Annotated in this window: 18 protein-coding genes and 1 pseudogene; 13 read left to right on the top strand and 6 right to left on the bottom strand. The window is 70.7% G+C overall.

All coding sequences use genetic code 11. The features are described from left to right. The first annotated feature begins 51 nt into the window (after window positions 1-51). Window positions 52-1,923 (top strand): IucA/IucC family protein, encoded by a 1,872-nt coding sequence (locus ABT154_RS20515; protein ID WP_351858257.1) that lies wholly within the window; start codon window positions 52-54, stop codon window positions 1,921-1,923. A gap of 50 nt (window positions 1,924-1,973) precedes the next feature. Beyond that, window positions 1,974-3,947 (top strand): ATP-dependent DNA helicase, encoded by a 1,974-nt coding sequence (locus ABT154_RS20510; RefSeq protein ID WP_351858256.1) that lies wholly within the window; start codon window positions 1,974-1,976, stop codon window positions 3,945-3,947. A 145-nt stretch (window positions 3,948-4,092) separates the two neighbouring features. Here the strand turns inward: ABT154_RS20510 and lexA are convergent, their stop codons facing one another. Continuing rightward, a complete protein-coding gene (gene lexA / locus ABT154_RS20505) occupies window positions 4,093-4,881 on the bottom strand; it encodes a transcriptional repressor LexA (protein ID WP_317873544.1) in 789 nt (262 codons plus the stop codon). A gap of 437 nt (window positions 4,882-5,318) precedes the next feature. Between lexA and nrdR the strand changes: the two genes are divergently transcribed. After that, window positions 5,319-5,828, top strand: coding sequence for a transcriptional regulator NrdR (gene nrdR / locus ABT154_RS20500; protein ID WP_317873545.1), 510 nt, complete (start codon window positions 5,319-5,321; stop codon window positions 5,826-5,828). Window positions 5,829-6,001: 173 nt separating this feature from the next. Then, complete coding sequence (locus ABT154_RS20495; protein ID WP_351858255.1) at window positions 6,002-8,896, top strand: vitamin B12-dependent ribonucleotide reductase; 2,895 nt, start codon at window positions 6,002-6,004, stop codon at window positions 8,894-8,896. A gap of 143 nt (window positions 8,897-9,039) precedes the next feature. Here ABT154_RS20495 and ABT154_RS20490 read toward each other — a convergent pair whose 3' ends face one another. After that, window positions 9,040-9,570, bottom strand: coding sequence for a TerD family protein (locus ABT154_RS20490; protein WP_351858254.1), 531 nt, complete (start codon window positions 9,568-9,570; stop codon window positions 9,040-9,042). Window positions 9,571-9,680: 110 nt separating this feature from the next. Here ABT154_RS20490 and ABT154_RS33955 point away from each other — a divergent pair. Both ABT154_RS33955 and ABT154_RS20475 read left to right on the top strand, forming a co-directional pair. Further along, window positions 9,681-10,540: pseudogene (locus ABT154_RS33955) on the top strand (arylamine N-acetyltransferase family protein). A gap of 52 nt (window positions 10,541-10,592) precedes the next feature. Next, window positions 10,593-11,198, top strand: coding sequence for a YdbC family protein (locus ABT154_RS20475; RefSeq protein ID WP_351858252.1), 606 nt, complete (start codon window positions 10,593-10,595; stop codon window positions 11,196-11,198). Between the two features lie 6 nt (window positions 11,199-11,204). Here the strand turns inward: ABT154_RS20475 and ABT154_RS20470 are convergent, their stop codons facing one another. After that, window positions 11,205-11,834, bottom strand: a complete 630-nt coding sequence (locus ABT154_RS20470; protein WP_351858251.1) for a TetR/AcrR family transcriptional regulator — start codon at window positions 11,832-11,834, stop codon at window positions 11,205-11,207. Between the two features lie 95 nt (window positions 11,835-11,929). On the opposite strand from ABT154_RS20470, the gene abc-f reads away from it, so the two are divergent. The 3 genes from abc-f to ABT154_RS20455 are packed head-to-tail and all read left to right on the top strand — an operon-like array spanning window position 11,930 to window position 15,154. Beyond that, window positions 11,930-13,540 (top strand): ribosomal protection-like ABC-F family protein, encoded by a 1,611-nt coding sequence (abc-f, locus tag ABT154_RS20465; protein WP_351858250.1) that lies wholly within the window; start codon window positions 11,930-11,932, stop codon window positions 13,538-13,540. Window positions 13,541-13,573: 33 nt separating this feature from the next. Continuing rightward, complete coding sequence (locus ABT154_RS20460; RefSeq protein WP_351858249.1) at window positions 13,574-14,233, top strand: histidine phosphatase family protein; 660 nt, start codon at window positions 13,574-13,576, stop codon at window positions 14,231-14,233. A 12-nt stretch (window positions 14,234-14,245) separates the two neighbouring features. Next, the gene (locus ABT154_RS20455; RefSeq protein WP_351858248.1) at window positions 14,246-15,154 is read left to right on the top strand and encodes an ADP-ribosylglycohydrolase family protein; all 909 of its coding nucleotides are present in this window, start codon (window positions 14,246-14,248) and stop codon (window positions 15,152-15,154) included. A gap of 115 nt (window positions 15,155-15,269) precedes the next feature. Here the strand turns inward: ABT154_RS20455 and ABT154_RS20450 are convergent, their stop codons facing one another. After that, window positions 15,270-16,823 carry an MFS transporter gene (locus tag ABT154_RS20450; protein WP_351858247.1) on the bottom strand — a complete coding sequence of 518 codons (1,554 nt, stop codon included), beginning with the start codon at window positions 16,821-16,823 and terminating at the stop codon, window positions 15,270-15,272. Between the two features lie 132 nt (window positions 16,824-16,955). Here ABT154_RS20450 and ABT154_RS20445 point away from each other — a divergent pair, with 132 nt between their 5' ends. The 3 genes from ABT154_RS20445 (at window position 16,956) to ABT154_RS20435 (ending at window position 19,158) form a co-directional block, all read left to right on the top strand. Then, on the top strand, window positions 16,956-17,573 hold the full coding sequence (locus ABT154_RS20445) for a TetR/AcrR family transcriptional regulator (RefSeq protein WP_351858246.1): 618 nt from the start codon (window positions 16,956-16,958) through the stop codon (window positions 17,571-17,573). 128 nt (window positions 17,574-17,701) lie between these two features. Continuing rightward, a complete protein-coding gene (rnhB, locus tag ABT154_RS20440; protein ID WP_351858245.1) occupies window positions 17,702-18,412 on the top strand; it encodes a ribonuclease HII in 711 nt (236 codons plus the stop codon). Between the two features lie 107 nt (window positions 18,413-18,519). Then, entirely contained in the window at window positions 18,520-19,158 is a 639-nt protein-coding gene (locus ABT154_RS20435; RefSeq protein ID WP_351858244.1) for a hypothetical protein, read from the top strand. Between the two features lie 60 nt (window positions 19,159-19,218). Here the strand turns inward: ABT154_RS20435 and ABT154_RS20430 are convergent, their stop codons facing one another. Then, on the bottom strand, window positions 19,219-19,848 hold the full coding sequence (locus ABT154_RS20430) for a hypothetical protein (RefSeq protein WP_351858243.1): 630 nt from the start codon (window positions 19,846-19,848) through the stop codon (window positions 19,219-19,221). Between the two features lie 228 nt (window positions 19,849-20,076). Beyond that, window positions 20,077-22,260, bottom strand: coding sequence for a RecQ family ATP-dependent DNA helicase (locus ABT154_RS20425; RefSeq protein WP_351858242.1), 2,184 nt, complete (start codon window positions 22,258-22,260; stop codon window positions 20,077-20,079). 142 nt (window positions 22,261-22,402) lie between these two features. On the opposite strand from ABT154_RS20425, the gene ABT154_RS20420 reads away from it, so the two are divergent. Beyond that, a complete protein-coding gene (locus tag ABT154_RS20420; RefSeq protein WP_351858241.1) occupies window positions 22,403-23,827 on the top strand; it encodes a DUF4192 domain-containing protein in 1,425 nt (474 codons plus the stop codon). Window positions 23,828-23,880: the final 53 nt, after the last annotated feature.

The following is a 23,880-nucleotide window of genomic DNA, read 5'->3' as shown; positions in this document are numbered from 1 at the left end:
TGAACGCCGCTGAACCCACAGTGGTTCCCACTTCGAGGAGTCCTCGTGTCGATGTCCCCTGCACCCCACGACTCCGCACATCCCACCCAGGCCGACCCCGCCGCTTCCACCTCCACTCCCGCCAACTCCGCTGGTCCCAGCCCTGATCAGCCCCAGGCCCCCGTACTGCTCGCGCCCCCCGAGCTGACCGCCGCCACCTGGACCCGGGCCTCCTCGCGCCTCCTCGCCAAAGCCCTTGCCGAGTTCGCCTACGAGGAGATCATCGAACCCGTTCCCGTCACAGAGGGTGAAACAGGTCAGTACGCGCTGCGGCTCGACGACGGCACCGCCCTCACCTTCCGGGCCCGCCGCGGTGCCTACGACGGCTGGTACATCGCCGCCGACTCGATCACCCACGAGGGCCGGCCCCTGACCGACCCCCTCGACTTCCTGGTCCGCGCCCGCAAGCTCCTCCAGCTCGACGGCGCCACCCTCGGCCACCTCATCCGCGAGCTCTCCGCCACCCTCGCCGCCGACGCCCGCCTCGACCACACCGCACTCACCGCAGCCCGGCTCGCCGAACTCTCGTACGCGGAACTCGAAGGCCATCAGACCGGCCACCCCTGGCTCGTCCTCAACAAGGGCCGCATCGGCTTCTCCGCCACCGACGCCGCCCGCTGGGCCCCCGAGGCCCGCCGCGTCACCCGGCTGCCCTGGATCGCGGTCAGCAACCGCATCGCCGCCTACCGGGGAGTCAGCGGCCTCGGCACCCCCGACCGCCTCTATTCCCGGGAGCTGGACCCCGAGGTCCACGCCGCCTTCCGGGCCGAACTGACCGCCCGCGGTCACCAGCCCGACGGCTATCTCCTGCTGCCCGTCCACCCCTGGCAGTGGGACGAGATCCTGCTTCCCCTCTACGCCCCGGCCGTCGCCTCCGGGGCCGTCGTCCCGCTCTCCGCCGATCCCGACCTCCGGCTGCCGCAGCAGTCGGTCCGTACCTTCCTCAACACCAGCCGCCCCGACCGGCACACCGTCAAACTCCCGCTCTCGGTGCTCAACACCCTCGTCTGGCGGGGACTGCCCACCGAACGCACCCTCGCGGCACCCGCCGTCACCGCCTGGGTCCACGGCCTGCGCGAGGCGGACCCCTTCCTGCGCGACGAGTGCGGGGTGATCCTCCTGGGGGAGGTCGCCTCCGTCACGGTCGAGCACCCGCTGTACGACCGGCTTCCCGAAGTCCCTTACCAGTACAAGGAACTCCTCGGCGCGATCTGGCGCGAACCCCTGCGCCTCCCCCCGGGCGAGCGCGCCCGCACCCTCGCCTCCCTGCTGCACACGGACCCCGAAGGCCGCGCGTTCGTCGCCGAACTCGTCGACCGCTCCGGACTCGCCCCCACCGTCTGGCTCCAGCACCTCTTCGCCGCGCTGCTGCCCCCGCTGCTGCACTTCCTCTACCGGTACGGAACGGTCTTCTCCCCGCACGGTGAGAACGCCATCGTGGTCTACGACGACCAGGACGTCCCCGTGCGCATGGCGATAAAGGACTTCGTCGACGACGTGAACATCAGCTCCCACCCCCTCCCCGAACACGACACCCTTCCGGACGACGTCCGCGCCGTGCTCCTGACCGAGGAACCCGACTTCCTCGTCCAGTTCATCCATTCGGGGCTCTTCGTCGGTGTCTTCCGCTATCTCGCGCCGCTCTGCGAGGAACAACTCGACGTGCCCGAGAAGGACTTCTGGTCCCTCGTCCGCGCCGAGATCATGCGCCACCAGGCCCGCTTCCCGGAGCTGAAGGAACGGTTCGAGCTCTTCGACCTCCTCACTCCCCGTATCGAGCGGCTCTGCCTCAATCGCAACCGTCTGTACCTGGACGGCTACCGGGACCGGCCCGACCGCCCGCATGCCGCCGTCCACGGAACCGTCCCCAACCCGCTCGCGTGACGCGCGCGCGTGCCCTGGCTGTCAGTGGCGCCCCGTAGGGTGGAAGGGCTATGACGAAGCCATCCCTCCCCGACCTCCTCCACGCCGCCGTCTCCGCCGTCGGCGGCACGGAGCGACCCGGCCAGGTCACCATGGCCGAGGCCGTGGCCGAGGCCATCGACGACAACTCCCACCTCCTCGTCCAGGCCGGCACCGGCACGGGCAAGTCGCTCGGCTACCTGGTGCCGGCGCTGGCCCAGGGCGAGCGGGTGGTGGTGGCCACGGCCACCCTGGCGCTGCAGCGCCAGCTCGTCGAGCGCGATCTGCCGCGGACGGTGGACGCCCTGCATCCGCAGCTGCGCCGCCGCCCCCAGTTCGCCATGCTCAAGGGCCGGTCGAACTACCTCTGCCTGCACCGGCTCCATGAAGGGGTCCCGCAGGACGAGGAAGAAGGACTGTTCGACCCCTTCGAGGCGGCCGCGCCCACCAGCAAGCTCGGCCAGGACCTCATCCGGCTCCGCGACTGGTCGGACGAGACGGAGACCGGCGACCGGGACGACCTGACGCCCGGTGTCTCCGACAAGGCCTGGGCCCAGGTCTCGGTCTCCTCGCGGGAGTGTCTCGGCGCCACCAAGTGCGCGTACGGGCCGGAGTGCTTCGCCGAGGCGGCCCGGGAGCGCGCCAAGCTGGCTGATGTCGTCGTCACCAACCACGCCCTGCTCGCCATCGACGCCATCGAGGGCGCCCCGGTGCTGCCGCAGCACGAGGTGCTGATCGTCGACGAGGCCCACGAGCTCGTGTCCCGGGTCACCGGAGTCGCCACCGGCGAGCTCACCCCCGGCCAGGTCAACCGCGCCGTGCGGCGCTGCGCCAAGCTGGTCGACGAGAAGGTCGCCGACCAGTTGCAGACCGCGGCCGAGGGTTTCGAGCGCGTGATGGAGCTGGCCCTTCCGGGGCGCCTCGAGGAGGTCCCGGAAGACCTGGCGTACGCCCTGATGGCGCTGCGTGACGCGGCCCGCGCGGTGATCACAGCCCTGGGTTCCACCCGGGACCGGTCCGTGCAGGACGAGGACGCCGTGCGCAAGCAGGCCATGGCCTCGGTGGAGACCGTCCACGGAGTGGCGGAGCGGATCACCCAGGGCTCCGAGTACGACGTCGTCTGGTACGAGCGCCACGACCGGTTCGGCGCCTCGTTGCGGGTCGCGCCGCTCAGCGTGTCGGGCCTGCTGCGGGAGAAGCTGTTCACGGAGCGCTCCGTGGTGCTGGCCTCGGCCACGCTCAAGCTGGGCGGCGACTTCAACGGCGTAGGCGCCTCGCTCGGGCTGGCCCCGGAGGGCACCACGGGCCACGACCTGCCCGTCTGGAAGGGCATCGACGTCGGCTCCCCGTTCGACTACCCCAAGCAGGGCATCCTGTACGTCGCCAAGCACTTGTCCCGCCCCGCGCGGGACGGGGACCGCGGCGACATGCTCGACGAGCTGACCGAGCTGATGCAGTCGGCCGGTGGACGGACGCTCGGTCTCTTCTCCTCCATGCGTGCGGCGCAGCTGGCGGCCGAGGAGCTGCGGACCCGGGTTCCGGAGCTGCCGATCCTGCTCCAGGGCGAGGACACCCTGGGTGAGCTGATCAAGAACTTCGCCGCCGACCCGAAGACCTGCCTCTTCGGCACGCTGTCGCTCTGGCAGGGCGTGGACGTTCCCGGCCCCAGCTGTCAGCTGGTCGTCATGGACAAGATCCCGTTCCCGCGCCCGGACGACCCGCTGATGAGCGCCCGGCAGAAGGCCGTGGAGGAGGGCGGGGGCAACGGCTTCATGGCGGTCGCGGCGACGCACGCGGCGCTGCTGATGGCCCAGGGCGCCGGTCGGCTCGTACGGGCCACGGGGGACCGGGGTGTCGTGGCGGTGCTCGACCCGAGGCTGGCCACCGCACGGTACGGCAGCTATCTCAAGGCCTCGCTGCCCGACTTCTGGTACACGACGGACCGCAATCAGGTACGGAAGTCGCTGGCGGCGATCGACGCGGTGTCGAAGGCGTCGGGCACCTGAGCGGTAAGCGAGCGAAGGAGTCTCGGGAAACCCCGGGGCTGCTTCGTGTACGGCCATGTTTGCGGGGCCGTCTCCTCCGGACACGGCAGGACCCCTGGACCGGCGCAGTGGGTCCAGGGGCCCGGTCAGAGCCGGCGAGGTGGGGTCACACCCGCCGGAGGACTGCGACGACCTTGCCGAGGATGGTGGCCTCGTCGCCGGGGATCGGCTGGTACGCGGCGTTGTGCGGGAGCAGCCACACGTGGCCGTCCTCGCGCTTGAAGCGCTTCACCGTGGCCTCGCCGTCGAGCATGGCGGCGACGATGTCGCCGTTCTCCGCGACGGGCTGACGGCGGACGGTGACCCAGTCGCCGTCACAGATGGCTGCTTCGATCATCGAGTCGCCGACGACCTTGAGGACGAACAGCTCGCCGTCGCCGACCAGCTGTCGGGGGAGGGGGAAGACGTCCTCGACGGATTCCTCGGCGAGGATCGGACCGCCGGCGGCGATGCGGCCGACCAGCGGGACGTACGACGCGGCGGGCTTGCCCGTGGTGTCGGTCGGCTGGGTGCTCGGCTGGTCGGATCCACGGACCTCGTATGCGCGGGGCCGGTGCGGGTCACGGCGCAGGAAGCCCTTGCGCTCGAGCGCCATGAGCTGGTGTGCGACCGAGGAGGTGCTGGAGAGGCCCACCGCCTGCCCGATCTCGCGCATCGACGGCGGGTATCCGCGCCGCTGGACCGAGTCGCGGATGACTTCGATGACCCTGCGCTGGCGGTCGGTGAGGCCGGAGCTGTCCGCCCTGATGCCTGGAGGTCGTCCGGGAAGGGCGCGGGCGGGTCGCCCGGGGTCCTCGCCGTTCATGCTGATGTCATTCATGGCATGCACCGGCTCGAGTCGGCCCTGGGAGCGGTCCTGGGCGGTGATGGTGGCACTGTCTGCGGTGGTGGTCACGTCGTCGGCCCCTCTCGAATGGTCTCCCTCGCTGGCACAACGGTAGTAGCTTTCGAAAGGTTGCGCCAAACACACGTTCGAGTGAAAATTCGCAGATTGCCCTACGCCCGTACCTAGGGGGGTGTATGAGCACTCTCGCCCCGCCGACCCAATTCGGTCATTACGGTAACCTCGCCGCTGGGTCGCGGGATCCGGTGCGCCCGCCCAGTGTCGCACCCGGAAGCCCTGGAACACGGGAGCCGCCGCGCCGCGACACGCGCAGGGTCCGGAATCGCCCACAACCCAAGATCTAGTGGTTGTATGTCTTCGGCCACCCAGGGGTAGTGGTCCCCGGTCTCTCGGGGGTCCTCGCATCACCTATGCTGGTGGTCGCTTCGCAGGGCCCTCAGGGGCCCGGTGAGGTTCACCAGTCGTGCCATGAAGGAGGGTCGGAACCTATGCATTGCCCCTTCTGCAGGCACCCCGACAGCCGCGTCGTCGACAGTCGCACCACCGACGACGGGACGTCGATCCGGCGTCGTCGCCAGTGCCCCGACTGCTCCCGTCGTTTCACGACGGTCGAGACGTGCTCGCTCATGGTGGTGAAGCGGTCCGGGGTCACCGAGCCCTTCAGCCGTACCAAGGTCATCTCCGGTGTGCGCAAGGCGTGCCAGGGGCGACCGGTCACCGAGGACGCCCTCGCCAAGCTCGGCCAGCGGGTCGAGGAGGCGGTGCGCGCCACCGGCAGCGCCGAGCTGACCACCCACGACGTGGGTCTGGCCATCCTCGGACCCCTGCAGGAGCTCGACCTCGTCGCGTACCTGCGCTTCGCGTCCGTGTACAAGGCTTTCGACAGCCTCGAAGATTTCGAGGCCGCCATCGTGGAACTCCGCGTGCGGCCTCCCGCTGAGAACCGTGGGACCGGAGCGACCCCCGAGGTCCCCGTTCCCGCCACCCCCGCCGACTGATCCGGCGGTCCGGGCCGACAGGTTCCGGCGACCGGCCGCCGAAGCGGCCCGGCAGACGTGCCCCGAGTGACCTCTGTGGCGCTTGTGGCAGCAGTACAGAACGACGTACAGAAGACGGTGCCCTGGGACTATCTGGGCGCCAAAGTGTGTTTTGCCCGTATATGGGAGGCGGCATGACAGAGACGGCGAGCGGTCCGGCACGTGGTTCTCGTTCCAAGGGGACGAAGGCTTCGGGCAAGGGCCTGCGCATCGAGCGCATCCACACCACCCCCGGCGTGCATCCGTACGACGAGGTGGCCTGGGAGCGCCGTGACGTCGTCATGACCAATTGGCGCGACGGCTCGATCAACTTCGAGCAGCGTGGCGTCGAGTTCCCCGACTTCTGGTCGGTGAACGCGGTCAACATCGTCACCAGCAAGTACTTCCGCGGGGCGGTCGGCACCCCGCAGCGCGAGACCGGTCTCAAGCAGCTCATCGACCGGATCGTGAAGACGTACACGAAGGCCGGCGAGGAGCACGGCTACTTCACCTCGCCCGCCGACGCCGAGATCTTCGAGCACGAGCTGGCCTACGCCCTCCTGCACCAGATCTTCAGCTTCAACTCGCCGGTCTGGTTCAACGTCGGCACGCCCCAGCCCCAGCAGGTCTCCGCCTGCTTCATCCTGTCCGTCGACGACTCCATGGAGTCCATCCTCGACTGGTACAAGGAAGAGGGCATGATCTTCAAGGGCGGCTCCGGCGCCGGCCTGAACCTCTCCCGCATCCGCTCCTCCAAGGAGCTGCTCTCCTCCGGCGGCAACGCGTCCGGTCCGGTCTCCTTCATGCGCGGTGCCGACGCCTCCGCGGGAACGATCAAGTCGGGCGGCGCGACCCGTCGCGCGGCCAAGATGGTCATTCTCGACGTCGACCACCCCGACATCGAGAACTTCATCGAGACCAAGGTCAAGGAGGAGGAGAAGATCCGCGCCCTCCGTGACGCGGGCTTCGACATGGACCTGGGCGGTGACGACATCACGTCCGTCCAGTACCAGAACGCCAACAACTCGGTCCGGGTGAACGACACGTTCATGAAGGCCGTCGAGTCCGGCGGGAAGTTCGGCCTCACCTCCCGTATGACCGGCGAGGTCATCGAGGAGGTCGACGCCAAGTCGCTCTTCCGCAAGATGGCCGAGGCCGCGTGGGCCTGTGCCGACCCGGGCATCCAGTACGACGACACGATCAACCGCTGGCACACCTGCCCCGAGTCCGGCCGCATCAATGGCTCGAACCCGTGCAGCGAGTACATGCACCTGGACAACACGTCCTGCAACCTCGCCTCGCTGAACCTGATGAAGTTCCTCAAGGACGACGGCAAGGGCACCCAGTCCTTCGACGTCGAGCGCTTCGCCAAGGTCGTCGAGCTCGTCATCACCGCGATGGACATCTCCATCTGCTTCGCGGACTTCCCCACCGAGAAGATCGGCGAGAACACCCGCGCCTTCCGCCAGCTCGGCATCGGCTACGCCAACCTCGGCGCCCTGCTGATGGCGACCGGCCACGCGTACGACTCCGATGGCGGTCGCGCCCTCGCCGGTGCCATCTCCTCCCTGATGACCGGCACCTCGTACAAGCGCTCCGCCGAGCTCGCCGCGGTCGTCGGCGCGTACGACGGCTACGCCCGCAACGCCGAGCCGCACCAGCGCGTCATGCAGCAGCACGCCGACGAGAACACCAAGGCCGTCCGCGTGGACGACCTCGACTCGCCGATCTGGGCCGCCGCCACGGAGGCTTGGCAGGACGTGATCCGCCTCGGCGCCAAGAACGGCTTCCGTAACGCCCAGGCCTCGGTCATCGCCCCGACCGGCACCATCGGTCTCGCGATGTCCTGCGACACCACCGGTCTCGAGCCCGACCTCGCCCTGGTCAAGTTCAAGAAGCTGGTCGGCGGCGGCTCCATGCAGATCGTCAACGGCACCGTGCCGCAGGCCCTGCGCCGACTGGGTTACCAGGAGGAGCAGATCGAGGCGATCGTCGCCCACATCGCCGAGCACGGCAACGTGATCGACGCCCCCGGCCTGAAGACCGAGCACTACGAGGTCTTCGACTGCGCCATGGGCGAGCGCTCCATCTCCGCGATGGGCCACGTCCGCATGATGGCCGCCATCCAGCCGTGGATCTCGGGCGCCCTCTCCAAGACCGTGAACCTGCCGGAGACGGCCACGGTCGAGGACGTCGAGGAGGTCTACTTCGAGGCCTGGAAGATGGGCGTCAAGGCGCTCGCGATCTACCGCGACAACTGCAAGGTCGGCCAGCCGCTCTCCGCCAAGAAGAAGGAGAGCGAGAAGGCCGAGGTCACCGCGAAGTCCGAGGCGACGATCCGCGAGGCCGTCGAGAAGGTCGTCGAGTACCGCCCGGTCCGCAAGCGTCTGCCCAAGGGCCGTCCGGGGATCACCACCTCCTTCACCGTCGGTGGCGCCGAGGGCTACATGACCGCCAACTCCTACCCGGACGACGGTCTCGGCGAGGTCTTCCTCAAGATGTCCAAGCAGGGTTCGACGCTCGCCGGCATGATGGACGCCTTCTCCATCGCCGTCTCCGTCGGTCTGCAGTACGGCGTCCCGCTGGAGACGTACGTCTCGAAGTTCACCAACATGCGCTTCGAGCCGGCCGGCATGACGGACGACCCGGACGTGCGGATGGCGCAGTCGATCGTCGACTACATCTTCCGTCGCCTGGCACTCGACTTCCTGCCCTTCGAGACCCGCTCCGCCCTCGGTATCCACTCGGCCGAGGAGCGCCAGCGCCACCTGGACACCGGCTCGTACGAGCAGTCCGAGGAGGACGAGGTCGACATCGAGACCCTTGCCCAGTCGGCGCCCCGCGCCCAGGAGCTGAAGGCCGTCGCCACCCCGGCGCCGAAGACCGAGGTCCCGGCCCCGAAGCAGGCGCACACCTCGGCGGAGCTCGTCGAGATGCAGCTCGGCATCAGCGCCGACGCCCCGCTCTGCTTCTCCTGCGGCACCAAGATGCAGCGCGCCGGCTCCTGCTACATCTGCGAGGGCTGCGGCTCGACCAGCGGCTGCAGCTGACACCGGACGGGACGGCGCCGGGGGTGACCTCCGGCGCGGTCCCATCGGGTGACTGACACGGCACCTCACGTAGGGGACCGGCCTCGGGCCGGTCCCCTACGTCGTTTCCGGAGACGTCATGACACGTCAGGACGTCGGCAGCGTCAGGGCCGTACGGAGCCGAGCAGTGCGGCGAAGGCCTGGGGGTCCGCGTCGAAGCCGTGGCTGAGAGGGTGGTACGTCCACTCGTCGGCGTCGTGGCGTACGAACTCGACGACCGTCGCCGACAGCGCGTCAGGGACGTCCGCGAAGTCATGGACCAGCAGGTCGTCGTAGCCCTCGCGGATCCGTATGCCCGTGTTCGCTATGTCGCCGAAGGCCCTCCGCCCTCCGCCCTGTTGTATGGCGACGCCGACCACCACGCGCGCGTAGCGCGGTGCCAGCCGGTCCAGTTCGAGGGTCATGGCCTCGTCGTAGCCGAATCCCTGCCCCGTACGGCTGTCCCGAAGGAGCGTGATGGTGCCGTCGGGGGAGCGACTGCCGAAGTGCACCAGCTGGTCCGGCACTCCGGTCGGGTCGTCCGCCGTGAAGACGCCGGCGACGAGGTCCAGGTCGTGGACGGGTGCCCCGGCCGGCGCGGGGTCCCACTTGAGCGCCACCTCGACCCGTCCGACCCCTTTGCTGAGTCCGCTCATGGTGCTTCCCCTCTCCGCGTACGCCCCCGCGCACGCCTCGCGTCGTACCGTCGACCCGCTCGACAGCCCGTGGTCTGGCCGATCACTCATGGTGTCATGGGGCTCCGACAGTGGACCCGGGGGTTGAGGGGGAGAATCGCGTGTGGAGCGGTGACGAGCTGGATCTCGACGCATATCTGGCTCGAATCGGATACGAGCCCGGACGTGACGGAGAACTCGCCCCTGATCTGAGGACGTTGACGGGCCTTCACCGCGCGCACATCGGATCCGTTCCGTTCGAGAACCTCGACGTGGCCCTCGGGCGGCCGGTTCCGCTGGATCTGAAGAGCCTTCAGGCCAAACTCGTCGAGCGCCGTCGGGGCGGCTACTGCTACGAGCAGAACTCCCTGTTCGCGGCCGCCCTCGAACGGATCGGGTTCACGGTGTCCGCGCGCGGGGCCCGCAACCGGTCGCGGGGATGTCGCTGCCGCCCGTCAGGCACGCGCTGCTCGTCGTCACGATCGAGGGCGAACAGTGGCTCGCCGACGTCGGGTTCGGCTGGCAGGGGCCGCTGGAACCGGTACCCCTGCGGGCCGGGGCCCGTGTCGAGCAGAGCGGCTGGACCTTCGGGATCGGTGTCGAGGGCGAGGGCGTCCACGTGCTGCGTTCCCTACGGGCGGAGGGGTGGATCGATCTGTACGCGTTCGCCCCGCAGAGCCTCTACCCGGGCGACTTCACCGTGATGAACCACTACAGCTCCAGCCATCCGCAGTCGCGGTTCCTCGGCCAGGTCGTGGCGCAGAAGCCAGGCGCGGAGGCCCGCAGGGCGCTGGTGCGCGAGACGCTCTCGATCGTTCGGGACGACGGCACCATCGAGGAACGGGTCGTGAGTGCCGGCGAGTTGACCGCTGTCCTGGCGGCCGATTTCGGGATCGAACTGGACGAAGCGGAGCGCGCGAGGCTGGAGCGACTGCATCAGGCGTACGCCTGACGGGGGTTCGCGGGGTCTGCCGGGGTGGTCGTCCGCCCCGTACGATGGCGCGGTGCTGGTCAAGTGGATTCGCTGCACCGTGACGGACCGTCGAGGGTTCGAGCGGGGGCAGCGGAAATGGGCGGGGCTGCTCGGTGAGCCGGGATTCCGGGGCCAGGGCGGCGGGTGGAGCCGGGCTCGTCCGGACGTCGCCCATGTCTTCGCGTTCTGGGAGAGCCGGGCGTTCTACGACTCGTTCATGGCGCGCTCGCACGACCGGCTCGCGGCGACGCAGGCGGGCACGTTCAAGGCCGCCCAGGTCAAGCTGTTCGACCACCGCTTCGATGTGAAGACGGGGTTCGAGCCGCGGTTCACCGACGCCGACGTGGCCCGGGTGGCGCACTGTCGTGTCCACGAGGACCGCGCCGAGCACTTCGCGCTCATGCAGGAGAAGGTGTGGAACCCGGCGATGGCCGGGTCCCCGGGCATGCTGCGGGGCCTGTTCGGAGAGGCGCCCGGCAGCGAGTTCCTGGTGCTGTCGATGTGGAAGTCCGCGGCGGAACACGGAAAGTACCGGGTCGAGCGCATCGAACGGCTCGGCCTGCGGGCCCGTACCGCGGCCGACGTCGCGGCACTCGCCGGCGACGTGGTGCAGCTCGAATCGGGCTGGACCGTCTGAGCCTTCCTATACGGGGATGAAAGAGCCCGCGTCGACCCCCGCGCACGCGGCCCGCGCCGACTGGTCCGCGAGCGCGCCGTCGATCGGCTCGCGGGTGACGAACAGCCGTAGGAACAAGGGTGCCGAGACGGCCCGGACGACCGCGCCCGGGTCGGTGCCCCGAGGCGCCTCGCCGCGGTCCACGGCGCGGCTGACGACGCTCTCGCAGCGGCGGAAGCGCTCGGTGTAGAAGGAGCGGAGGGCCTCGGCGGCCCGTGGCGACTGGAACGCGGCGCCGACGAACGCGGTCGGCGCGGCAGCCTGGGCGGGATCGCCGAACGCGTCGACGACCTCGCGCGCGAGGGCGTGCAGATCCCCCGCGAGGCTGCCGGTGTCCGGTGGCGTCCAGGTGTCCTCGCCGGCCAGGTCGAGCGCGTCGGCGAGAAGCCCTTCGACGCTGCCCCAGCGGCGGTAGAGCGTCGTCTTGTGGACCCCGGAATGTTCCGCCACGTATTCCACGGTGAGTGCGGGGTAGCCGTGCTCCGACAGGCCGGTCAGGACGGCGTCGCGCACGGCGGCCCGGGTGCGAGCGGTCCGCCCGCCGGGGCGGGTGCTGCCGGGGGCCGGGGCGGGGAGATCGCCGGACGAGTCATTCAATTGCTACTCCTGTTGCGTTAGGTGATCGAGTGTGCCACACTCGCGCTAATGCGATTCAGGTTGCATTTGACTCTTCTTTCTTCGCGGAGGCGCCCTTGCCGACTCAGATCTCCCTGCACGACGTCGTCGTGACCCGCGGCGACCGACTTCTCCTCGACCAGGTCTCGCTCTCCGTGCGCCCCGGAGAGCGGATCGGGATCGTGGGGGAGAACGGTGCGGGCAAGTCGACCCTGCTGCGCCTCCTCGCCGGGGCGGAGCAGCCCGACGAGGGCAGGGTCGTCGCACTCGCCGAAGGCGGAGTGCGGATGCTCGCGCAGACCCCGGAGCTGCCGCCCGAGGCCACCGTCGGCGACGCCGTCGACATCGCACTCACCGACATCCGCTCCATGGAGCGGCGGCTGCGCGCACTCGAAGCGGGACTCGACGGGGCGAGCGAGGCCGAACTCGCCGCCTATGGCGAACTCCTCACGGCCTACGAGTCGCGGGGCGGGTACGAGGCGGATGCCCGAGTCGACAAAGCGCTGTACGGACTCGGCCTCGCCAGAGCGGGCCGGGAGCGCCCGCTCGGCAGCCTCTCGGGCGGCGAGCAGGCCCGGCTCGGCATCGCCTGCGCGATAGCGGCGGGCCCCGAGGTGCTTCTGCTCGACGAACCGACCAACCACCTCGACGGGACCGCGCTCGACTGGCTGGAGGGGGCGCTCCTGGCGCACCGCGGCACCGTCGTGGCCGTCTCGCACGACAGGACCTTCCTGGAGCGCATCGCCACCGCGATCGTCGAGGTGGACGGAGACCGCCGAGCCCTCGTCCGGTACGGCGACGGGTACTCCGGCTACCGCGCGGCGCGGGAAGCCGCCCGACGGCGGTGGGAGGAGGCGTACGAGGAGTGGTGCGCGGAGGCAGAGCGCCTGGAGACGTACGTGGCGACCACGGCCCGCGGTGTCGCACCCGGAAGGGAGATGAAGGACAACAACAAGATGGCCTTCGGCCGGGCCGCCGGGCGCGTCCAGGCCTCCGTCTCCGGGCGCGTCCGCAACGCAGGGGAGCGGCTGAGAAGACTGCGCGAGAAGCCCGTTCCCCAGCCGCCGCCACCCCTCTCCTTCACCGCCAGGCCCCTCGCCGGCGCCGCCGAGGGGGCGCTCGTCACCCTCGCCGGGGTGCGGGTCGCCGACCGACTCGCCGTCGAGACGCTCACCGTCGGAGCGGGGGAGCGGCTGCTCGTCCACGGCGGCAACGGCGCAGGGAAGTCCACGCTGCTCAAGGTCATCGCCGGGGCCGTCCGCCCCGACGCGGGCGACGTCCGGCGGACCGGACGCATCGGGTACCTGGCCCAGGACACGACCGTACGACGCCCCGAGGAGCGGCTGCTCGCCTCGTTCGGGCGGGGGCTCGGCATACCCGAGGACGAGCAGGCCGAACTGCTCCTCTCGTACGGACTGTTCCGGCCGGCCGACCTGAGCGTGCCGGTCGGAGGGCTCTCCGCAGGCCAGTTCCGCCGACTGGCACTCGCCCGGATCCTGGCCAGGCCCGCCGACCTCCTGCTGCTCGACGAGCCGGGCAACCACCTGGCGCCGGGGCTCGTCGAGAAACTGGAAGAGGCCCTGGAGCAGTGGAAGGGGGCCCTCGTGGTCGTCTCGCACGACCGTGCCCTGCGCCGCCGCTTCACCGGGCGGATACGCCGGATGGACTCCGGACGCCTCCTCGGCTGAGCCTGCCCGGGACCGGCGATCTAGGGTCGGGGTATGGCACGACCGCGGCGCATCGTCCTCGTACGGCACGGAGAGTCCGAGGGCAATGTCGATGACACGGTGTACGAACGGGAGCCCGACCACGCGCTGCGGCTCACCGTGACCGGCCGCGAGCAGGCGGAGGAGACGGGGGAGCGGCTGCGGGAACTCTTCGGGGACGAGACGGTCAGCGTCTACGTCTCGCCGTACCGTCGCACCCACGAGACGCTCCGGGCCTTCCGGTTGCCCGCCGGGCAGGTGCGCGTACGCGAGGAACCCCGACTGCGGGAGCAGGACTGGGGCAACTGGCAGGAGCGGGAGGACGTGCGCTTGCAGAAGGCCTATCGGGACGCATACGGGCACTTCTTCTACCGCTTCGCCCAGGGCGAGTCCGGGGCGGATGTCTACGACCGAGTCGGGGCGTTCCTGGAGAGCCTGTACCGCAGTTTCGAGGCGCCCGACCATCCGCCCAACGTCCTGCTCGTCACCCATGGGCTGACCATGCGGCTGTTCTGCATGCGCTGGTTCCACTGGACGGTCGCGGACTTCGAGTCGCTCTCGAACCCCGGCAACGCCGAGACCCGAGTCCTCCTGCTCGGTGAGGACGGGCGATACCGCCTGGACAGGCCGTTCGAACGCTGGCGTACCCCGGAATCGTACGGCCCCACCGGATAGAGTGGCAGACCGATGACCGCTGACTCCGCATTCGACCGGCGCTTCGACCGCGCCCTGGCCAGCCTGCGCGGGCTGTCCGTGGGAGACGCCCTGGGCTCCCAGTTCTTCGTCCCCGCCCACTACCCCCTGCTGAAGCGGCGCGAGCTGCCCGACGGTCCCTGGCAGTGGACCGACGACACCGAGATGGCCTGCTCCGTCCTCGCCGTCCTCGTCGCCCACCACCGGATCGACCAGGACGCCCTGGCCATGTCCTTCGCCCGGCACCACGACTTCGACCGGGGTTACGGCCCTGCGGTCAACCGCATGCTCCGGCTCATCAGGGAAGGCGGCGACTGGCGGGAACTGGCTGCCGCGCTCTTCCAGGGACAGGGTTCCTGGGGCAACGGCGCCGCCATGAGGATCGCCCCGCTCGGAGCCTGGTACGCGGACGACCCGGAGCAGGCGACGCACCAGGCCGAGATCTCCGCGTACACGACCCACCAGCACCGTGAGGCCGTGGTCGGCGCGATGGCGGTGGCCGCCGCCGCCGCCCTGGCCGCCGACCCCGCAGGTCCGCCCACGCCCGAGGCGCTGCTCGACGGGGTCATCGCCCTCGTGCCCCGCAGCGCGGTGGGGGCGGGGCTGCGCCGGGCACGCGACATGCTCGACTACGGCGACGCGGGCACGGTCGCCGCGGTCCTCGGCAGTGGCCGCCGGACCAGCGCGCACGACACGGTGCCCTTCGCGCTCTGGTCGGCGGCGCGTGGCCTCGGCGACTACGAGCGGGTGTTCTGGACGACGGCGCAGGTCGGCGGTGACGTCGACACGACCTGCGCCATCGCCGGAGGTGTCGTGGCCTCCACGAGGAATGGCGCGCCGCCGGCGGACTGGCTGCGGCAGACCGAGAACCTTCCCGAGTGGGTTCCGGTCGAGATGGCCTGAGGCGGCACGACGGCCCCCGCACCCGGTGAGGGGTTCGGGGGCCGTCGACGCTCTCTCGGGCGACCCGCTCGCGGGCCACCGGGTCGGGCACCGTCGGCCCTCGGACTCTTCGTCCTCAGGCCACCGGCCCGCCGGCCTCGGCGCGACCGCTGAGTGCTTCCAGGTCGCTCTTGCGGACCCGGATCACCAGGGCGGCAGTGAGCAGCGCGATCACTACCATCGCGACGCCGGCAGTGAAGGCCGAGGAGATGCCCGAGGTCAGAACCTCATGGCTCCAGGGCGCGGGCAGTTCCTTGGTCTTCAGGGCCCCGGCCTGCTGCTCGGGTGTGGAGTTCGCCAGGAAGTCCGGCAGCTGCCTCTCACCCTCCTCGCGGCTGGCGGTACCGAAGACCGTGACCAGGATGGACAGGCCGAGCGAACCGCCCACCTGCTGCGTGGCGTTGAGCAGGCCCGACGCGGCGCCCGCCTCGTGCTGGGCCACACCGGAGACGGCCGTGAGCGTGAGCGTCACGAAATTGAGGCCCATGCCGAAGCCGAACAGGACCATCGGGCCGAGGACGCCGCCCGCATAGGCGCTGTCGGACGAGATGAACGACAGCCAGAACAGGCCGGTGCCGGTGATCGCCGCACCGCTCACCATGAACGGCTTGGGCCCCAGGACCGGCAGCATCTTCTGCGCGAGTGCCGCGCCGGAGCCGATCGCCAGCGTGACGGGCAGGAACGCGAGCCCGGATCGGATCGGTGTGTACCCCAGGACGCCCTGGACCCAGAGCACGATGAAGAAGAACATGCCGAACATGGCGGCCGCGAGGCTGAGCATGATCACGTACGTGCCCGAGCGGTTGCGGTCGGCGAACATCCGAAGCGGGGTGATCGGCTCCTTGGCCCGCGACTCCACGAGTGCGAACGCCACGAGAAGGAGGACTGCCGCGACGAAGGAGCCGATGGTCAGCTCGTCCTTCCAGCCGCTCTCGGACGCCCGGATGAACCCGTAGACCAGGGCGGCCATGCCGAGCGTCGAGGTGGCGGCGCCCACGAGGTCGAACCGGCCCGGGTGGCGCTGGGACTCCGCGATGTAGCGCGGGGTGAGGAACGCGATCAGCAGACCGATCGGAACGTTGACGAAGAAGACCCAACGCCAGTCGAGCCACTCCGTGAGCATGCCGCCGGCGAGCAGACCGACCGCGCCGCCACCGGCGGAGACGGCGGCGAACACACCGAACGCCCGGTTGCGCTGGGGACCTTCGGGGAACGTCGTCGTGATCAGGGCGAGCGAGGTGGGCGAGGCGATGGCGCCGCCCACCCCCTGGAGGGCGCGCGCCGCGAGCAACTGCCAGGGCTCCTGGGCGAAGCCTCCGAGGAGCGAGGCGAAGGTGAAGAGCAGGATGCCGGTCATGAACACCCGGCGGCGGCCCAGGATGTCCCCCGCGCGTCCGCCGAGGAGCAGCAGGCCACCGAAGGTGAGTGTGTAGGCGCTGAGCACCCACGACAGGTCGGTGGTGGAGAAGGAGAGCGCGTCCTGGATGTGCGGCAGCGCGATGTTCACGATGGTGGCGTCGAGAACGACCATAAGCTGGCAGGCGGCGATGACGGCCAGGGCGATGCCCGGTCGGCCTCCGGCGCGCGCTGGGCCGTCCTCGGTCTGTGTGTCCACCGGAGAAGTTGTCACTATGGATCCCCCACGGAAGAATTAGTGAACGCACCCGTTCACTGTCCATCACGGTAGTGAGTCCCCCACAGTGAACGCAACCGTTCACTGTGCACCGCCGACGACACAATTCGCCTCAACGGAGAGATTCTGATGGTTACTTCGCGCTCCGAGGCCGCCGCCCGGCCGACGGGGGTGTCGCTGCGACGCCGCGGACCCGTACTCGAGCGGGCCATTCTGGAGGCCGCGCTGGAGCAACTGAGCAGCGTCGGATGGAACGGTCTGACCATGGAGGGTGTCGCGGTCGGCGCGCAGACGGGTAAAGCCGCGGTGTACCGTCGCTGGCCGTCCAAGGAAGACCTCGTCGCGGACGCCCTCCAGGCCGGACTGCCGGCTCTGGGGGAGGCGCCGGACCTCGGCAGTGTGCGCGAGGACCTGTACGAACTGTGCCGCCGGGTCCGTGACGTCATGTACTCCAAGCCTGGCTTCGCACTTCGCGCCGTACTTCACGAATGCGATGCGGAATCCGCTGAACGGTTCCATGAGCTGATCGTCGCCGGGGTGACCGAGCCCTCTGCCCGCCTCTTCAGGGATGTTGTGAAGCAAGGAATCGCAAGGGGCGAGGTGCGGGCCGACGCCAATGACGACCTGGTCCTCGATGTCATCCCCGCCATGATGATGTACCGCTCGAAAGTGTGCGCAAGTGAATGGTCGGACGGTGAGATCGCCGATCTGATCGACCGGATCATGGTGCCGCTGCTGCGCGCCTGACCCCGGCGGGACCGCCCCGAGGCGCGGTCGCTGTACCCTTGGCGACCGCGCCGCGAAGGCCCCCCCGGGCGCCCGAGGGGAAACCGGGTACCGCACCCCGTGCCGAGCGGCGTAACCTGTCAGGCGCCATGCCGTACGAAGCACCCACCCACACTGTCGAGCGATCGCTCCGAGCCACCACCGGCGCCAGGATCGTCGCCGGAGTCGACGAGGTCGGACGCGGGGCGTGGGCCGGCCCGGTCACCGTGTGCGCGGCCGTCACCGGTCTCCGCAGGCCCCCCGAAGGCCTCACCGACTCCAAACTGATCACCCCCAAGCGCCGTACCGCGCTCGCCGCGGAGCTGGAGCGCTGGGTCACGGCCTACGCGCTTGGCGATGCTTCTCCCCAGGAGATCGACGAGCTCGGCATGACCGCGGCCCTGCGGCTCGCGGCCGTCCGGGCCCTCGAAGGCCTCCCCGTACGGCCCGACGCCGTGATCCTCGACGGCAAGCACGACTACCTCGGCAGCCCCTGGCAGGTCCGTACGGTGATCAAGGGTGACCAGTCCTGCATCGCCGTGGCCGCCGCCTCCGTCATCGCGAAGGTCCGCAGGGACGCGGTCATGGCGGAGCTCGGGGTCGAGTCCGGGGGGTACGCGGCGTACGCGTTCGGCGCCAACGCGGGCTACCCTTCGCCGGTCCACAAAGCGGCGCTCGAAGAGCTGGGGCCCACCCCTCACCACCGTCTCTCCTGGTCGTACCTGGACGCGATGCCCAGGTGGAGCCACCTCAAAAAGGTCCGCCTCTCCGCGGAGGCGGCCGCGCTGGAGAGCGGGGGCCAACTCGGCTTCGACTTCTGAACTTCCGGTCGCCGGGGCCCGGCCGAACGGCCTGCCACGCGACCGGGGCGCACATGTGTGCCCACCCGCCGGTGCTCCGCGCAGCGGCGTTTGATAGACATCCACCCATGCCTCTCATCCCCGAGGAGCCTCAGATTCACGAGAGCGCCCAGGGTCCCCGCGCCACCACGGCCACCGGCCGTCCCGCGTCGACCCCCCGTCCCGTACCCGGCCCGCGTTCCGCGGCCTCTCCCCGTCCCGGACGCCCCGTTCCCGGTCCGGCCAGGCCCGCGGCACCGGCTCAGAGCTCGCACCCCGGTGTCGGGCCCACTCTGGAGAACACCCCGGAAAATCGTTCCGACCAGCGGTCCACGCCGCAGCTCCAGCTGATCCCGGCCCCGGTCGATGGCGCGCTCGACGCCGCCGAAGAGGCTCTGGACCTGCTCCTGGAGAGCGGCCGGGCACCCGGCGAGGTCCTGGTCCTCACCACCGGCGACCCGCACCCCTGGACCACGCACGAGCTGTCCTTCGGCGAGGCCGCCTACTGGGCCCAGCAGGAGACCGGCGACGACGTGTTCTTCGCGCACGCCACCGCGCTGGAGCGGGCCTCCGCCCGGCCCGTGGTGATCGTCGCCCTCAACGGCGGCGACGACGAGACGGCCGGCAAGGCGCTGCCGTCGGCGAGGGCCCTCGCGGGTGCACTCCTCGTCGTCTGCGGTGACCCGCAGCGCGTCACGACGCTCCTCGGAGCAGGCGCGGGCGTCTGACCGACCGCACCTCCGCCGGACCGGACCGGGTCCGGCGGGGGTCGACGTCGCCCCGCGCGATCAGCGTGCGGCGGCCCGGCGCAGTGGCTCGGCCGCGCCGCTCGCGGTCCGTGGTGTGAGTCGACCGAGCTCCGCGGGCCCGTCACCGAGTGGCAGGGGAAGCGAGTCGGAGCTCGGACGCCGGCCACCCCGGCCCTCTCCGAGCACCTGCCAGCCCCCTCGGGTCAGCGTGATGTACGCCCCGCAGCGGAGTCCGTGCAGAGTGCAGGCGTCCCGGAGCCCCCACATCCAGGCCCCGTCCTCCTCGGTCCAACGCTCGTCCCCCTCACGGCAGTACAGCAGTACCGCGGTCCTGACCGGCGCCCGTCTGCGAAGGTCGTGCGGTATGACCCGCCGCAGATGTGCGAGCAGCGCGTTGCGGAACTCCCAGCCGTCCGCCGGCGCGGGGCGACGGACGAACGAGGCACTGGCGGCCAGTCGTTCCTCGTGGTCGAGCACCGCGAGGACCGCCATGGAGGGCGTGGGCGTGTGACGTGAGTGGAGGCCGCTGACGACCTCACGCGGATTGCGCAGCAGGGGAACCCCCGCAGCGGCCCACTCGGCCGGTTCGAGCATCCGAGCGAGGCGGCTGGCGGACTCGGACGAAGATCTGAGCGAGGTGGCTGTGGGCGGAGCGAATCCGAGGGTCACGGTCCTCCCTTCGGATACGCGCCCGCGAAGCGGGCAAGGTCGGGTGAGCGCGCACCACGGCACAGTCCTTCCGGACCGCTGACGGGCCGTACGGGGCGGTTTCCCAATTCTTGCTGGCCCGTGCGCGGGCGGCAACGAGCAATTGAGGCCGCTGACGGGAATGCGTGGGTATGCCTCTCATATCCCTGCCCAGTTGCCCATTGTTCACTCCCCGTTTCCCCTCCTGTTTCACCCTTGGACGGCGAGCACCAGCGGAAACACCCCTTCCGCTCCAGCCCGGCGCAGCAACCGTGCGGCCACCGCCAGGGTCCAGCCGCTGTCGGACAGGTCGTCGACGAGAAGCACCGGCCCCCCGGCCTCGGCCAACCGTCCGGCCAGCTCGGCGGAGACCGTCAGCGAGCGCTGAAGCCCCATCACCCGCTGGGCGCTGTTGGTCCGGGACAGCCGCACCTCCTCCGCCTCCGGCGCGTACTCCACCGCGCCGAGCAGGGGCATCCGGCCGATCTCGGAGATCCGCTCCCCGAGCGAACCCACCAGCCGCGGCCTGCGACGCGAGGCGACCGTGACCACACCGGCGGGTCTGGCCGGCGCGTCCGGCGCCCCGGAGGCCCATCCGCCGGGCCCCTTGGCCCAGTCGGCGAGCACCGCCACGACCGCCTGCACGACATCGTCCGGAACGCGCCCGTCCGCCGCGCCGTCGGACAGCAGCGGACGCAGCCGGTTGCCCCAGCCGATGTCCGAGAGCCGCCCCAGCGCCCGCCCGCCGAACGCCTGCTCGCCGACCGGGATACGGCCCTTCAGATCGACCCCGACCGCGGCGAGCCCCGTCGGCCACATCTTCCGGGGCTCGACCTCCACACCCGGCCGGCCCAGCTCGCCCTTCGCGGCGTCGAGCGCGGCGTCGGTCACCTTCGGATCGAATCGGCTCCCCGCGCAGTTGTCACAGCGACCGCACGGAGCGGCCTCCTCGTCGTCCAGCTGGCGCCGGAGGAACTCCATCCGGCAGCCCGTCGCCGCCGCGTAGTCGCGCATGGCCTGCTGCTCGGCGGCCCGCTGCCGCGCCACCCAGGCGTACCGCTCGGTGTCGTACGCCCAGGGTCGGCCGGTGCTCTCCCAGCCCCCCTTCACCCGCCGCACCGCACCGTCCACGTCCAGGACCTTGAGCATCGTCTCCAGCCGTGTCCTGCGCAGCTCCACCAAGGGCTCCAGAGCGGGCAGGGACAGCGGACGGCCGGCCTGCGCGAGCACGTCGATGGTCCGGCGGACCTGCTCCTCCGGCGGGAAGGCGACCGAGGCGAAGTACCGCCAGATCGCCTCGTCCTCCTGGCCGGGAAGGAGCAGCACCTCCGCGTGCTCGACGCCGCGTCCGGCCCGGCCGACCTGCTGGTAGTAGGCGATCGGGGACGACGGCGATCCGAGATGCACCACGAAGCCCAGGTCCGGCTTGTCGAAGCCCATGCCGAGGGCGGAGGTCGCCACGAGGGCCTTGACCCGGTTGGCCTGCAGGTCGTCCTCCGCCTGTTGCCGATCGGCGTTCTCCGTCCGGCCCGTGTACGAGGACACCGTGTGCCCGCACTGACGCAGATAGGCCGTGACCTCGTCCGCCGCGGCGACCGTGAGCGTGTAGATGATGCCGGAACCGGGCAGCTCACCGAGGTGATCGGCCAGCCAGGCCAGACGGTGGGCGGCGTCCGGCAGCCTGACCACACCCAGACTCAGGCTCTCCCGGTCCAGCGCTCCCCGCAGCACGAGCGCGTCCGTGCCCGCCCCCGTACCGAGCTGCTCGGCCACGTCCGCCGTCACCCGCGCGTTCGCCGTCGCCGTCGTCGCCAGCACCGGAACTCCGTACGGCAGATCGGCCAGCATCGTGCGCAACCTTCGGTAGTCGGGCCGGAAGTCGTGCCCCCAGTCCGAGATGCAGTGCGCCTCGTCGACCACCAGCAGACCGGTCGCGGCGGCGAGGCGTGGAAGCACCTGGTCGCGGAAGTCGGGATTGTTGAGCCGCTCCGGGCTCACGAGCAGCACGTCCACCTCGCCGGCGGACACCTCCTCCTGGACCGTGTCCCACTCCTCCGTGTTCGACGAGTTGATCGTCCGGGCGCGGATACCCGCCCGGGCCGCCGCCTCCACCTGGTTGCGCATGAGGGCGAGCAGCGGGGAGACGATCACGGTCGGGCCGCTGCCGCGCTCGCGGAGCAGCGAGGTCGCGACGAAGTAGACCGCCGACTTGCCCCAGCCGGTCCGCTGCACCACCAGGGCCCGGCGATGGTCCGCGACCAGGGCCTCGATGGCCCGCCACTGGTCCTCGCGGAGTCTCGCCCTGCCCGTCGGGTCGGAGACGAGACGGGCAAGCACGGCGTCGGCGGCGGTCCGGAGCGCGGCACGGTCTTCGAGCGGATCTGCGTGGGTCATGCCTCCATGCAACCTGATGCCTCGGACATCACGCGAACGAGGCACCGAACCTGTGGACAACTCGACGGTCGGACGGATGCCTCGTTCCGGGAGTTATCCACAGGGGTTTCGGAATTCGGGAGATCACGAGACCGTCCTGACCATGAACGCGAATCACCACGAAACCAACGGACCTTCCCGTATCCAGCAGATCACCCTGCGCGGCCCGGCGGAACTCGCCGACGCCCTTCCGTTCGTGCTCGGCTTCCACCCCACCGACTCCGTCGTCCTGGTCGCCCTCCACGGCGAGCGCGGTCGCTTCGGCGGCCGGGTCAGGCTCGGCATTCCCAGCTCGCCGGGCGAATGGGAGTCCACCGCCGACCACCTCGCCGAATGCCTCGTCGAGGGGGACACCAGGGGCGGCACCCGACCGGACGGCATCGTTGTCTTCCTCTGCCAGGACCCCGCACCCGGCGAGACGGGCAGAAGGGTCATGGAGCGCCTCCGCCCCTTCGCCCAGCGACTCCGCACCGCCTGCGGCGCCCTCGACATCCCCGTGTACGAGGCCCTCTGCATCTCCGACGGCCTCTACTTCTCCTACTGCTGCCCCGACTCCCGCTGCTGCCCGCCCGACGGCACGCCACTCGCACTCAGCGGCACGTCGGTGATGGCGGCGGCCGCGACCTACGCCGGGGTACAGGTGAGGGGCTCCCTCCGGGACATGGAGAACCGGTTCAAGCCGTCGGCAGGGCCCCGGGAGGAGCCGCAGCGCGCGGCACTCGACGAGACCGCGGCCGCGATCGTCCCCCGGATCCTGGAGGACGCGGAAGGCAAGGGCCGGGAGGAGATCCGCGAGACGACGATCCGCCTCGCCCGCGAGATCCTTCGCCGGTTCGCCAACCCGAAGAGGCGGACAGGTCCGACCGGGGCGAAGGACGAGCCGAGCCCGACCGGAGCGGTGACCGTTGGGAAGGCCGCCGGCAGTACGGCCGAGAGGGACAGGGCCGACGACGCCCTGATCGGCACCGACGAGGCCGCCGCGCTGATTCTCGGCCTCCAGGACCGCGTCACCCGGGACCGCGCCGCCGAATGGATGGAGGGCTGGGAAGGCACCGCCGCGCTGCGCCTCTGGCGCGTACTCGCCCGGCGCTGCGTCACCCCCTATCAGGAGCACGCCGCCGCCCCGCTCACCCTCGCCGGCTGGACCGCCTGGTCCACCGGCGACGAACCCACCGCTCGGGTCGCCCTCGGACTCGCCCTCGACGCCGACCCCGAGTACGTGTTCGCCCGACTGCTCCACCAGGCGTGCAACGAAGGACTCGACCCGGAATCCCTCCGCTCCTGCCTGCGGACCGAACGGGACTCCCGGGCCGTCCCGGAAGAGGTCGTTCCGTCACCCACCCCACGGGTTCGGATGCGTACCGACCGCCCGCAGGGCACCGGGCAGGCACTCAGGAAGCCGGGCCGCCAGACCGGCGGGGAGCGCCGGCCCACGGCCGGAGTCCGGCCGAGCGGGCCCGCTGCGGGGCGGCCGGGAAGCGGGGCCCCGAGGCCTGGCGGGCCGCGCGGCAGCAGGAGCGGACGGTGACGACCGTGACCAGGCCGCCCGCGCACGCGTTCAGCTCTCTGGCGGAGTCGTCC

The sequence above is a fragment of the Streptomyces sp. NPDC001728 genome, from assembly GCF_040297565.1.
Taxonomy (GTDB): domain Bacteria; phylum Actinomycetota; class Actinomycetes; order Streptomycetales; family Streptomycetaceae; genus Streptomyces.
The sequence above is the reverse complement of the archived record's forward strand: the minus strand, read 5'-3'. Positions and strand labels throughout refer to the sequence as shown.